Raw genomic sequence first — 12,469 nt, forward strand, 5'->3', positions numbered from 1 at the left:
AAGTAATGCCTCCTGCCGCTCTGTGGGCTGGGGGTTACGCTCCTCCGGGCGGCCAACTTTTGTGCGCGCGCGTGACACCAGTTTACGACATGCCGTTTCTTCTCCACCTAATGTCATGGCGAGATCCGCGTAGGGCAAGTCAAAGATGTCATGTAGCAAATAGGCTGCGCGCTCGCGGGGAGTGAGTCTTTCGAGCAACAGCATAAAGGCCGTCGACAGCGACGATGAGAGCTCCAACGTCTGCTCGGGCGTTTTGGCTGCGGCGGTTTGAATGGGTTCTGGCAGCCAAATACCGACATAATCGACGCGAGCCTGCTGCGCGGCGCGCAGCAGGTCGAGGCAACGACGAGTGCAGACGGTGGTCAGCCAGGCCGCAGGATTCAGAATGCTGTGGCGATCCGTATGTAACCATTTGATATAGGTATCTTGCACGGCATCTTCCGCGTCGGCCAGAGAACCTAAAATACGATAGGCGAGGCCGATCAGAAACGATCTTCTCGATTCGAACAGTGCTGCATACTTGTCGTTTTTCATATTAGTGGCCGGAAATATGAATTCTATTCCACAAATTTATCATAGTGATATTTGCGGTTAGCGCGCTGATTTCTTCCTCGGAATAGTACGCGCGCAATGCCGCACGCAGTGGGCCATACTCGGTATGGCGTTCAAGCCGCGTTAACGCTTCTGTCCAGGCAAATGCGGCGCGCTCGCGAGGCGTGAAATCATCAACGTGTTCCCATACCACCAGCCTGTCCAGACGTGCGTTGGTTTCACCGTCCTCGCGCGCTTCTTTGGTATGCATCTCGACACAGTAACCGCAGCCATTGATTTGCGAAGCGCGCAGGAGGACGAGATGGTAGATCTTGCGCTCCAGATTGTGCGCATCGATAGCGCCATGCACTTTCAGCAGCGCGGAAAAAACGTTGGCAATGGTTTGCGCATGATTGACAGGGTCGGTATTCACTAACGTAGTCATAAGAACTCCTCATTTATCGGGTTAACACATATAGATGACGAATGAGAAGAGGGATGTGTGACCGAACCACAGCAAAAATGTGCATTTTGGGGCCGTGGGCCGTTGATGTAATACGTTTTTCAGGCAACAAAAAACCCGATAATCTTGAACCTAAAAGGCGGGATTATCGGGCTCCACAAAATGGGGACATCAAAGAAAAGCAGTGGCACTAATTCAGACTGCGGCCCCCAACGAAAGTTCTGGCCGGCGACAAAAAAATCAAAATATTTTTATCGCCGATCCATCTCTCCCGCTAATCGATCAGCCGAGTATGCCCGGCCATAGCACCACGATGAGTGAACCCGCCAGCGTTAACAGCACGTTAGCGATGGCGTAGGTGCCGGCGTAACCCAGCGCCGGGATGTTGCTGCGCGCGGTATCGCTGATGATCTCCATCGCCGGCGCGCAGGTGCGGGCGCCCATGATGGCGCCGAACAGCAGGGCGCGGTTCATGCGCAGCACGTAGGCGCCGAACAGGAAGCAGATAACCACCGGCACCAGGCTGACGATCAGCCCGGCGATCAGCATCTGGCCGCCGACCGCACCCAGGCTGTGGCCGATGCCGGCGCCGGCGCTCAGGCCCACGCCCGCCATAAACACCATCAGGCCGAATTCTTTCACCATGTTCAGCGCGCCCTGCGGAATGTAGCCGAAGGTCGGGTGGTTGGCGCGCAGGAAGCCGAGCATGATGCCGGACATCAGCAGGCCGGCGGCGTTGCCGATGCCGAACGAGAAGTTGCTGAACTGTATGGTGATCTGGCCGATCAAAAGGCCGATGATGAAGAAGGCGCAGAACGCCAGCAGATCGGTCACCTGGCTGTGAATCGAGATAAAGCCAATTTTCTCCGCCACGCTCTTCACCCGGCGCGCGTCGCCGCTCACCTGCAACACGTCGCCTTTGTTGAGCACGATGCTGTCGTCGATCGGCATTTCGATCTGGCTGCGGATCACGCGGTTGAGGAAGCAGCCGTGGTCGGTCAGCTTTAGCTGGCTCAGGCGTTTGTTCACCGCGTTGCTGTTCTTCACCACGATCTCTTCGGTGACGATGCGCATGTCGAGCAGATCGCGATCGAACACTTCCTTGCCGTTGCGGAAGCTCGGGTCCAGCCGCGCGTGGGCGTCCGGGTAGCCGACCAGCGAAATCTCGTCGCCCACCTGCAGCACCGCGTCACCGTCCGGGTTGGCCAGAATGCCGTTGCGGCGGATGCGTTCGATGTAACAGCCGGTCTGGCGGTAGATGCCCAGTTCACGCAGGTTCTTGCCGTCGGCCCAGGCCACCAGCTCGGGGCCGACGCGGTAGGCGCGGATCACCGGCAGGTAGACCTTGCGCTGGCTGTCGGTGTCCAGGCCGCGTTCGCGGGCGATCTGCTGGGCAGAGGTGGACAGGTCCTGGTGTTGCAGCTTCGGCAGGTAGCGCGCGCCGAAGATCAGGCTGACCAGACCGATCAGGTAGGTGAGGGCGTAGCCCAGGCTCAGATGATCCTGCGCCGCCAGCAGCGCCGGGCCGTTGACGATGGTGTTGCGTAGCGTGTCGCCGGCGCCCACCAGCACCGGCGTGGAGGTCATCGAGCCGGCCAACATGCCGGCGGTCAGGCCGATATCCCAGTGGAACAGCTTGCCGAGACCGACGGCGAGCACCATCGCCGAGCCGACCATCACCAACGCCAGCATCAGGTAGTTTTTGCCGTCGCGGAAGAAAATCGAGAAAAAGTTGGGTCCGGCTTCCACGCCGACGCAGAAAATAAACAGCATGAAGCCGAGATTCAGCGCCTCGGTGTTAATGGCGAAGTGTTGCTGGCCGAGCAGCAGGGAAACCACCAAAACGCCAATGGAATTACCGAGTTGGACGGAGCCCAGACGGAGTTTACCGAGGCACAGCCCCAGTGCGAGTACCACGAACAGTAACAGAATGTAGTTACCGTTTAACAAACTAGCGACGTTTATGTTCACGGAGGATAACTTATTGTTTACCAGTAAGTGCTTGATATAGATAACTATAAGAGATAAATTCAGCCTTAAAACGACGTCATAAATCACCACCAGCAGAAAGCGAAGCGAACCATCGTTCGGCGGCGTTCATTCTAGACGCTATGACCGATGACAGCCAGCACAGAAAGCTGATTTCCTGCGCCGCCGTGCGCATTTAACTCTCTTTTGACCAAGGAAAAAATTCGGTTTAGCGTCACCTCACGGGTGGCCGGACCGATTTCTATTGATGCGGTAATTGGGCGGGGGAGAATTCGCATGACGAGTTATCGATATTGGCTGGGCATTCTCAGCTGTTTTCTGTTGTTCAGCCTGGTGTTTCTCGGCCAGCAAACCGGCCTGTTCGGCAGCACGGATCATGAGCACCACGGGGAAACCGGCCTGCTGCTGTTCGTTGTCCCCGGTGCGATCGCCAGCTATCTGTCGAGCCGCAAGCGGCTGCTTTGCCCGTTGCTTGGCGCGCTGTATGCGCTGCCGCTGTGCCTGCTGATCCGCCACTTCTGGCTGACGCCGTCCTATTCATTCTGGCAGGAGTTGGCTTATGCCACCAGCGCGGTGTTCTGGTGCGTGTTCGGCGCGATGCTGATGCTGTTCGCCCTCGGCCTGTTGCAGACGCTGCAGCAGCTGCACCGGCGGCAGCGGCAATAAAAAAAGGCGCGTTAAGCGCCTTTTTTGTCGTTCAAAAACTTACTGGAACAGGTTCAGGTGTTCTTTGGCGTAAGCTTCGAAATCGGTGCAACCGCCGATGTGCTTCTCATCCAGGAAGATCTGCGGCACGGTTTCAACCGGTTTACCGACGGTTTTTTCCAGATCGGCCTTGGTGATGCCTTCCGCGTGGATGTCAACGTAACGGAAGTTGAAATCGTCGCGTTCTTCAGTCAGTTTTTCCGCCAGTTCTTTAGCGCGGACACAATAAGGACAGCCAGGACGCCCGAAGATTACTGCAAACATGCAACGCTCCTTAATTGGATTTTCAATAAATGGTTCGCTATTGCAACGACATCCCGTCACCGAAAAAGTCATTACCTGCGTCAGATGGCGCCTACTATGCCCGTTGAGGCCATGAAAAAAAAGCAGGAATTACCTGTTAATCTGATTCATGTAACCAATTAGTCAGCCGGGGCTGTCGCCGTCGGCGGGAATTCACTACACTGGGGGCAGACCTTCTGGAGAAGAAAAATATGCGTTCATTCGGTGACTTACCACGCCCGGTGCTGGTGTTGGAAGGGCTGGGTATCGTGATGTTGGTGCTGGCCTACCTCAGCATTCACGGCCACCTGCAGCTGCCTGGCTGGCTGGCATCGCAGCAGGCGGCGGTCGGCATGATTTTCCTCGGCGTGGCGTTGATGGTGCCGGCGGCGGCATTTCTGGTGTGGCGCGTGGTGCAGGGCTTTGGCCCGCTGATGCGCGGCGGGTTGCCGCCGGAAAACGATCGCCGCAAACCGCGAGATGCGGATGCATCGAAAGATAATCAGGACCGCGATCCGCGCGCCTGAGTGCCGCGGCCGCTAACCCGCCTGCCGGGCAGGCGTTGGCTTTTGGGGTGACGAGTGAAAATTGCCATTCTTTCTCGCGACGGAACGCTCTATTCATGCAAGCGGCTGCGTGAAGCGGCGGAAGATCGCGGGCACAGCATCGATATCATCGATCCGCTTTCCTGTTATATGAACATCAACCCGGCGGCGCCGACCATTCACTATCGCGGCCGCCAGCTGGAACGCTATGACGCGGTGATCCCGCGCATCGGCTCCGCCATCACCTTTTACGGCACCGCGGTGCTGCGCCAGTTCGAGCTGCTTGGCAGCTACCCGCTCAACGAATCCGTGGCCATTACCCGAGCTCGCGATAAGCTGCGTTCGCTGCAACTGCTGGCGCGGCAGGGCATCGATCTGCCGATCACCGGCTTTGCCCATTCGCCGGACGACACTGGCGACCTGATCGAGCTGGTCGGCGGCGCGCCGCTGGTGGTCAAGCTGGTGGAAGGCACGCAGGGTATCGGGGTGGTGCTGGCGGAAACCCGCCAGGCGGCGGAAAGCGTGATCGACGCCTTTCGCGGGTTGAATGCCCATATCCTGGTGCAGGAATACGTGCGCGAGGCGCAGGGGCGCGACGTGCGCTGCCTGGTGGTGGGCGGCCGGGTGGTGGCCGCCATCGAGCGGCAGGCGAAGCCCGGCGAGTTTCGCTCCAACCTGCATCGCGGCGGCACCGCCCGCAAAGTGACCATCACCGCCAGGGAACGGGCGATTGCGGTCAAAGCGGCGAACACGCTGGGGCTGGACGTCGCCGGGGTGGATATCCTGCGCGCCGAGCGCGGCCCGCTGGTGATGGAGGTCAACGCGTCGCCGGGGCTGGAAGGGGTGGAGACCACCACCGGGTTGGACATTGCCGGCATGATGATCGAATACATCGAGCAGCGCGGCCGGCCGGGGTTCCGCCTGAAATCGGGCGGCTGACGGTACGCGCGTTGCGCTTTTCCCGCCGAGCAATATCTTAATTAGTGAATTAAGCCGCATTGATCGTGGCGTATCGGGTGAATATTCCGTAAGCTATGCGCCTTTTCGCGTTTTGAATATTGTGAGGCTGGTTATTATGGATTCACTCATTGTCCCCGATTTGGCGCTGTTGCGGCGCTGGCTGGATCAGTCGGGCATTTCTTTCTTTGAGTGCGATTCCTGCCAGGCGCTGCACCTGCCGCACATGCAGAACTTCGACGGCGTGTTCGACGCCAAGATAGATCTGGTGGACAACGTCATCCTGTTCTCCGCGCTGGCCGAGGTGAAGCCGACCGCGCTGATCCCGCTGGTGGCGGACCTGAGCCAGATCAACGCCAGTTCGCTGACCATCAAGGCCTTTGTCGACATTCAGGACGACAACCTGCCGAAGCTGATCGTCTGCCAGTCGTTGAGCGTGGCGGTGGGCATCACCTACGAGCAGTTCACTCATTTCATGCAGCAGGGCGAAGAGCAGGTCTCGATGGTGATCCTCGAGGCGCGGGCGAACGATCTGCTGTTTATGGGTGACGAAGAAGAGATCCCCGCTGGCGCCGTGCGTCAGCCGATGCTGCACTGATCCTTGCCGTACCTTAAGCATGCCGTCGCTCCGGCGGCATGCTGCCGTTATTCCCTTCCGCAATAAAATATTCTGCACTTTGGCCTTTGCCGCCCGATCTTTCTCGTCTTTTGTGCCGTTAATGGCGTATCACATAGAGAAAAACTGCATAAAAAATCGATAAATGGCGTTTTTTACCCTGGGGGCTGGCGGGTTGCGATGGCAGCGGCTATGCTGCTGATTCTGCAAAGGGCTTGCGATTTCCCTTGTAACCACGCGAGCAGGGCAGTGCAAAAAGGCGCATGCAATCATATGCATAGCCATTCATTTCGCGGTTGCAACGATTGCGCTCAATCAGGAAAGGTTTTGTATCGCTGCAGATACAAGTTCAATTCTATGATTTACCCTGTTTTGGAGGAAGTTACGGATGGTCACCCAACGTAAAAAGTGGTTATCGGGTGTGGTTGCCGGTCTGTTGATGGCCGCGTCCGTCACGGCGTCAGCCGAAGAGAAAACGCTGCACGTGTATAACTGGTCCGACTATATCGCGCCGGATACCCTGGCCAAATTCCAGAAAGAAACCGGCATCAAAGTGGTGTACGACGTCTTTGACTCCAACGAAGTGTTGGAAGGCAAACTGATGGCGGGCAGCACCGGTTATGATCTGGTGGTTCCTTCATCCAACTTCCTCGAGCGCCAGTCGCAGGCCGGCATCTTCGAGCCGCTCGACAAGAGCAAAATGCCCAACTACAAGAATCTCGATCCCGAGATGCTGAAGCTGGTTGCACATAATGACAAAGACAACAAATACGGCATCCCATACCTGATGGTGACCACCGGCATCGGCTACAATGTCGACAAGGTGAAGGCGGCATTAGGCAAAGACGCGCCGGTCGACAGCTGGGATCTGATCCTCAAGCCGGAAAACCTCGAGAAGCTGAAAAGCTGCGGCGTCTCTTTCCTCGATGCGCCGAGTGAGGTTTACGCCACCGTGCTGCACTACCTGGGCAAGGATCCCAACAGCACCAATGCGGCGGACTATACCGGCGCGGCCAACGATCTGCTGCTGAAGCTGCGGCCGAGCATTCGTTACTTCCACTCTTCACAGTACATCAACGATTTGGCTAACGGCGATATCTGCGTGGCGATCGGCTGGTCCGGCGACGTGATGCAGGCGGCCAACCGCGCCAAAGAGGCGAAGAACGGCGTGAACGTGGCCTATGCGATCCCGAAAGAAGGGGCGCTGACCTACTTCGACATGTTCGCCATGCCGGCGGACGCCAAGAACAAAGACGCCGCGTACCAGTTCCTGAACTTCCTGATGAAACCTGACGTGATGGCGGGCATCAGCAACTATGTCTATTACGCCAATGCGGTGAAAGATTCCACGCCGCTGGTGAAGGCCGAGGTGCGCGAGAACCCGAACGTCTATCCGCCGGCCGATCTGCGCGCCAAGCTGTTCACGCTCAACGTGCAGTCGCCGAAGCTGGATCGTGTCATTACCCGCGCATGGACTAAAGTTAAAAGCGGGAAGTGATGATGGGGGGATACCCCCGATCGTCGGTAAACCGGCAGGCGGGCGCTCCCCGCCTGCACTGCTGTTTTGGGCCACGGCACTCGCCGTGGTTTTGTGCCGCTTTACGCCGGAGAGCACCCCGATTGAACGACGCCATCCCTCGTCCTCAAGCCAAGTCGCAGAAGGTCTTCACCCCTCTGCTGGAAATCCGTAACCTCACCAAAACCTTCGACGGGCAGAATGCGGTCGAAGACGTCAGCCTCACCATCTACAAGGGCGAGATCTTTGCGCTGCTTGGGCCGTCTGGCTGCGGCAAGTCAACCTTACTGCGCATGTTGGCCGGCTTTGAACAGCCGACGGAAGGGCAGATCGTGCTCGACGGGCAGGATATGTCGCACGTGCCGCCGTACCAGCGGCCGATCAACATGATGTTTCAGTCTTACGCGCTGTTCCCGCACATGACGGTAGAGCAGAACATCGCCTTCGGCCTGAAGCAGGACAAAATGCCGCGGGCAGAAATCGCCGAGCGGGTGGCGGAAATGCTGGCGCTGGTGCACATGCAGGAGTACGCCAAACGCAAACCGCACCAGCTTTCCGGCGGCCAGCGGCAGCGGGTGGCGCTGGCGCGCAGCCTGGCCAAGCGGCCCAAGCTGCTGCTGCTGGATGAGCCAATGGGCGCGCTGGACAAGAAGCTGCGCGATCGCATGCAGTTGGAAGTGACCGATATTCTCGAGCGCGTCGGCGTCACCTGCGTGATGGTGACGCACGATCAGGAAGAGGCGATGACCATGGCGGGGCGCATCGCCATCATGAACCGTGGCAAGTTCGTGCAGATCGGCGAGCCGGAAGAGATCTACGAGCATCCGAATAGCCGCTTCAGCGCCGAATTTATCGGTTCGGTCAACGTCTTCGACTGCGTATTGCAGGAGCGCCACGACGATGCGCTGATCCTGCAAAGCCCCGGATTGCGCCATGCGATCAAAGTAGATCCGGACGCCTCGGTGGTGGACGGCGTGCCGATCCAGGTCGCGCTGCGGCCGGAAAAGATCCTGCTGTGCGAACAGGTGCCGGAAGACGGCTGCAACTTCGCGGTAGGGGAAGTGGCGCACATTGCCTACCTGGGCGATCTGTCCATTTATCACGTGAAGCTGCACAGCGGGCAGATTATCAGCGCCCAGCTGCAAAACGGCCACCGTTTCCGCAAGGGGATGCCCACCTGGGGCGATGAAGTGCGTCTGTGCTGGGAAACCGACAGCTGTGTCGTGTTGACGGTGTAGCGGAGCCGCTGAGGAGTAACCCATATGACCCTGCTTTCTGAACGCACGCCGGAGCCGCCGGCCAAAACGCCCGGCACCCTCAAGGCGCTGTTCCACCGCCTGCTGATGGCTCACGGCCGCAAGCTGGTGATCGCATTGCCGTATTTATGGCTGACGCTGCTGTTCATGCTGCCGTTCCTGATCGTGTTCAAGATCAGCCTGGCGGAGCTGGCGTTGGCGGTGCCGCCTTACACCGAGTTGATGAGCTGGGTGGACGGCAAGCTGAACATCGCGCTCAACTTCGCCAACTACCTGCAACTGACCGACGATCCGCTGTATATCGACGCCTATCTGCAGTCGCTGCGCGTGGCGGCGGTCTCGACGCTGTGCTGCCTGATCATCGGCTATCCGCTGGCCTGGGCGGTGGCCCACAGCAAGGCGTCGACTCGCAACATTCTGCTGCTGCTGGTGATCCTGCCTTCCTGGACCTCGTTCCTGATCCGCGTCTATGCCTGGATGGGGATCCTGAAAAACAACGGCATTCTGAATAACTTTCTGATGTGGCTGGGGGTGATCGACCAACCGTTGGTGATCCTGCACACCAACCTGGCGGTGTATATCGGCATCGTTTATTCCTACCTGCCGTTTATGGTGCTGCCGATCTACACGGCACTGATCCGGCTGGATTACTCGCTGGTGGAGGCGTCGCTGGATCTGGGCGCCCGGCCGCTGAAAACCTTCTTCAGCGTCATCGTGCCGCTGACGCGCGGCGGCATCATCGCCGGTTCGATGCTGGTATTCATTCCGGCGGTAGGGGAGTTCGTGATCCCGGAGCTGCTCGGTGGGCCAGACAGCATCATGATCGGCCGCGTGCTGTGGCAGGAGTTCTTCAATAACCGCGACTGGCCGGTGGCTTCGGCGGTCGCCACCATCATGCTGCTGTTGCTGATCGTGCCAATTTTGTGGTTCCACAAACACCAGAACAAGGAAATGGGGGGGCAGGAATGAACAACTTGCCGGTAGTACGTTCACCGTGGCGTATCGCCATCCTGACGGTCGGCTTTACCTTCCTGTATGCGCCGATGCTGATGTTGGTGATCTACTCCTTCAACAGCTCCAAGCTGGTGACGGTGTGGGCCGGCTGGTCCACGCGCTGGTATACCGAACTGTTCCACGACTCGGCGATGATCAGCGCGGTGGGGCTCAGCCTGACCATCGCCGCCGCTTCTGCCACTGCCGCGGTGGTTCTGGGCGCCATCGCCGCCGTGGTGATGGTGCGGTTCGGCCGCTTTCGCGGTTCGACCGGCTTTGCGTTTATGCTGACTGCACCGCTGGTAATGCCGGACGTGATCACCGGCCTGTCGCTGCTGCTGCTGTTCGTGGCGATGGGGCACGCTTTCGGCTGGCCGTCGGAGCGCGGCATGTTCACCATCTGGCTGGCGCATGTCACCTTCTGTACCGCTTATGTGGCGGTGGTGATCAGCTCGCGTCTGCGCGAGGTGGATCGCTCGATTGAAGAGGCGGCAATGGATCTGGGGGCGCCGCCGCTGAAGGTGTTCTTCGTTATTACCTTGCCGATGATTGCGCCGGCGCTGATCTCTGGCTGGATGCTGGCGTTTACCCTGTCGCTGGATGATCTGGTGATTGCCAGCTTCGTCTCCGGCCCGGGCGCCACTACGCTGCCGATGCTGGTGTTCTCCAGCGTGCGTATGGGGGTGAATCCGGAAATCAATGCGCTGGCCAGCCTGATCCTGCTGGTGGTGGGCATTCTCGGCCTGATCGCCTGGTGGTTTATGGCGCGTTCGGAAAAACAACGATCGCGTGAATTACAGCGGGCGGCCCGTAGCTGAATCGTAACAAACCTGCTATTTTTGCAATCAATAAGTATTGCAACTAACTACCTGACTTTACATGCGCCATCTGTATTGGTGGCGCGTCGTAGCGGAACACGGATATGTCAGACATGCTGAAAAGCGGGCAGGGAATGAGATCGACTTCGGATGCGCCGGTGCCGGTGATGGTGGCGGGCACCGCCATGGTGGCGATCAAGTGTATCAGCGTGGTGTTGTTGTTGGGCGAACTGGGCGTCGACGGCGCACAGGAGTTCGTTAACACCAGCGCGCAGGCGTGGGATTCTACCTTTATCTTTCTGGCCGGCCTGATGCTGCTGTGCCTGCAAATCAGCTGTGGCTTTGCGGTGATGCGCGGCCGCAACTGGGGACGCTGGGGCTATGTGGTCTGCCAGTGCATCGTGGTGCTTTACCTGCTGTTGGCCACCATTGGCAGCGTCTTCCCCGAGGTGTTCACCGTGGAGGGGGAAACCAGCGGCCAAATCCTGCACGTTCTGATCCTGCAAAAGATCCCCGACGCGGTGATCCTGGCGTTGCTGTTCGTTCCTGCCGCCAGCCGCCGCTTCTTCACCGTGCGCAAGTGAGATTTTAGGCGTGCGGAGTGGTAAACTCTGCGCCCTTAATTCGTCATCCTGAACTTCACGGTAATCTTCATGCATTGCGCTTTGTATACGGCGGGTACCTGCCGTTCCTGTCAGTGGCTGGAAAAGCCCTATCCGCAGCAACTGGCTGACAAACAGCATCACCTGCACTCGCTGCTGGCCGGGCGCGACGTCGCGCAGTGGCTGCAGCCGATGGCGGGGGAGCTGAGCGCATTTCGCAATAAAGCCAAGATGGTGGTCAGCGGCAGCGTGGAGCGCCCGCTGCTCGGCATGCTGCACCGCGACGGCACGCCGGTCGATCTGAGCGACTGCCCGCTGTATCCCGCCGGCTTTGCGCCGATGTTTGCGGTGCTGAAAAGCTTCATCGCCCGCGCCGGCCTGACGCCGTATAACGTGGCGCGCAAACGCGGCGAGTTGAAATACCTGCTGCTGACCGAAAGCACGCTCGACGGCGGCGTGATGCTGCGTTTCGTGCTGCGCTCGGAAACCAAGCTGGCGCAGCTGCGCGCTGCGCTGCCGTGGCTGCAGCAGCAGCTGCCGCAGCTCAAGGTGATCTCCGCCAATATTCAGCCGGTGCACATGGCGATCATGGAAGGGGAGCGCGAGATCGCGCTGACCGAACAGCAGGCGCTCGAGGAACAGTTCAATCAGGTGCCGTTGTTCATCCGCCCGCAAAGCTTCTTCCAAACCAACCCGCAGGTGGCCGCCGAGCTGTATGCCACCGCCCGCGACTGGGTGCGCGCGCTGGGTATCGACAGCATGTGGGATCTGTTCTGCGGCGTCGGCGGTTTCGGCCTGCACTGTGCGCAGCCGCAAACGCGGCTGACCGGCATCGAAATCAGCGCGGAAGCGATCGCCTGCGCGCGCCAGTCGGCGCAGCGGTTAGGGTTGTTGCACGTAGATTTTCAGGCGCTCGACTCCACCCGCTTCGCCACCGCCGAAGGCCAGGTGCCACAGCTGGTGCTGGTTAACCCGCCGCGGCGCGGCATTGGCCAGGCGCTGTGCGACTACCTGAGCCGGATGGCGCCGGACTATATTCTCTATTCCAGCTGCAACGCCGAGAGCATGGCGAAAGATATCGAGACGTTGCCGGGGTACCGCATCGAACGGGTGCAGCTGTTCGACATGTTCCCGCATACCGCGCACTACGAAGTGTTGACGCTGCTGGTGCGGCGTTTATAAAACATAAGGCCCGG

The 12,469-nt window shown here is 59.1% G+C and carries 14 protein-coding genes; 10 read left to right on the forward strand and 4 right to left on the reverse strand.

The annotated features are described in order from the left end of the window. The 3 genes from QMZ29_RS23280 to QMZ29_RS23290 form a co-directional block, all read right to left on the reverse strand. Positions 1 to 534, reverse strand: a 534-nt coding sequence (locus tag QMZ29_RS23280; RefSeq protein ID WP_283225793.1) for a sigma-70 family RNA polymerase sigma factor, incomplete at its 3' end; no start/stop codon positions are given. 1 nt (position 535) lies between these two features. After that, positions 536 to 976 carry a carboxymuconolactone decarboxylase family protein gene (locus tag QMZ29_RS23285; RefSeq protein ID WP_060432778.1) on the reverse strand — a complete coding sequence of 147 codons (441 nt, stop codon included), beginning with the start codon at positions 974 to 976 and terminating at the stop codon, positions 536 to 538. 300 nt (positions 977 to 1,276) lie between these two features. Next, entirely contained in the window at positions 1,277 to 2,965 is a 1,689-nt protein-coding gene (locus QMZ29_RS23290) for an aspartate:alanine antiporter (protein ID WP_043137785.1), read from the reverse strand. Positions 2,966 to 3,259: 294 nt separating this feature from the next. Between QMZ29_RS23290 and QMZ29_RS23295 the strand changes: the two genes are divergently transcribed. Next, positions 3,260 to 3,649 (forward strand): inner membrane protein YbjM, encoded by a 390-nt coding sequence (locus QMZ29_RS23295; RefSeq protein ID WP_025302232.1) that lies wholly within the window; start codon positions 3,260 to 3,262, stop codon positions 3,647 to 3,649. A gap of 39 nt (positions 3,650 to 3,688) precedes the next feature. Here the strand turns inward: QMZ29_RS23295 and QMZ29_RS23300 are convergent, their stop codons facing one another. Then, on the reverse strand, positions 3,689 to 3,952 hold the full coding sequence (locus QMZ29_RS23300) for a GrxA family glutaredoxin (protein WP_004938676.1): 264 nt from the start codon (positions 3,950 to 3,952) through the stop codon (positions 3,689 to 3,691). 230 nt (positions 3,953 to 4,182) lie between these two features. Between QMZ29_RS23300 and QMZ29_RS23305 the strand changes: the two genes are divergently transcribed. The 9 genes from QMZ29_RS23305 (at position 4,183) to rlmC (ending at position 12,455) form a co-directional block, all read left to right on the forward strand. Continuing rightward, positions 4,183 to 4,497, forward strand: coding sequence for a YbjC family protein (locus QMZ29_RS23305; RefSeq protein ID WP_025302233.1), 315 nt, complete (start codon positions 4,183 to 4,185; stop codon positions 4,495 to 4,497). A 54-nt stretch (positions 4,498 to 4,551) separates the two neighbouring features. Further along, entirely contained in the window at positions 4,552 to 5,454 is a 903-nt protein-coding gene (rimK, locus tag QMZ29_RS23310) for a 30S ribosomal protein S6--L-glutamate ligase (protein WP_025302234.1), read from the forward strand. Positions 5,455 to 5,590: 136 nt separating this feature from the next. After that, the gene (locus QMZ29_RS23315) at positions 5,591 to 6,070 is read left to right on the forward strand and encodes a type III secretion system chaperone family protein (protein WP_004938666.1); all 480 of its coding nucleotides are present in this window, start codon (positions 5,591 to 5,593) and stop codon (positions 6,068 to 6,070) included. A 406-nt stretch (positions 6,071 to 6,476) separates the two neighbouring features. Then, positions 6,477 to 7,586, forward strand: coding sequence for a spermidine/putrescine ABC transporter substrate-binding protein PotF (potF, locus tag QMZ29_RS23320; RefSeq protein WP_043137777.1), 1,110 nt, complete (start codon positions 6,477 to 6,479; stop codon positions 7,584 to 7,586). Between the two features lie 122 nt (positions 7,587 to 7,708). Then, positions 7,709 to 8,842, forward strand: a complete 1,134-nt coding sequence (potG, locus tag QMZ29_RS23325) for a putrescine ABC transporter ATP-binding subunit PotG (protein ID WP_043137773.1) — start codon at positions 7,709 to 7,711, stop codon at positions 8,840 to 8,842. Between the two features lie 24 nt (positions 8,843 to 8,866). Beyond that, on the forward strand, positions 8,867 to 9,829 hold the full coding sequence (potH, locus tag QMZ29_RS23330; protein WP_038629107.1) for a putrescine ABC transporter permease PotH: 963 nt from the start codon (positions 8,867 to 8,869) through the stop codon (positions 9,827 to 9,829). Then, positions 9,826 to 10,671: a putrescine ABC transporter permease PotI gene (potI, locus tag QMZ29_RS23335; protein WP_025302238.1), complete on the forward strand. Its 846-nt coding sequence runs from the start codon at positions 9,826 to 9,828 to the stop codon at positions 10,669 to 10,671. Before potH ends, potI begins: the two co-directional genes overlap by 4 nt. 104 nt (positions 10,672 to 10,775) lie before the next feature. Beyond that, entirely contained in the window at positions 10,776 to 11,255 is a 480-nt protein-coding gene (locus tag QMZ29_RS23340; protein WP_049205956.1) for a YbjO family protein, read from the forward strand. 69 nt (positions 11,256 to 11,324) lie between these two features. Further along, entirely contained in the window at positions 11,325 to 12,455 is a 1,131-nt protein-coding gene (rlmC, locus tag QMZ29_RS23345; protein WP_197811397.1) for a 23S rRNA (uracil(747)-C(5))-methyltransferase RlmC, read from the forward strand. Positions 12,456 to 12,469 lie beyond the last annotated feature (14 nt).

The sequence above is a fragment of the Serratia sp. PF-27 genome (assembly GCF_030053255.1).
GTDB classification, from domain to species: Bacteria; Pseudomonadota; Gammaproteobacteria; order Enterobacterales; family Enterobacteriaceae; genus Serratia; species Serratia bockelmannii.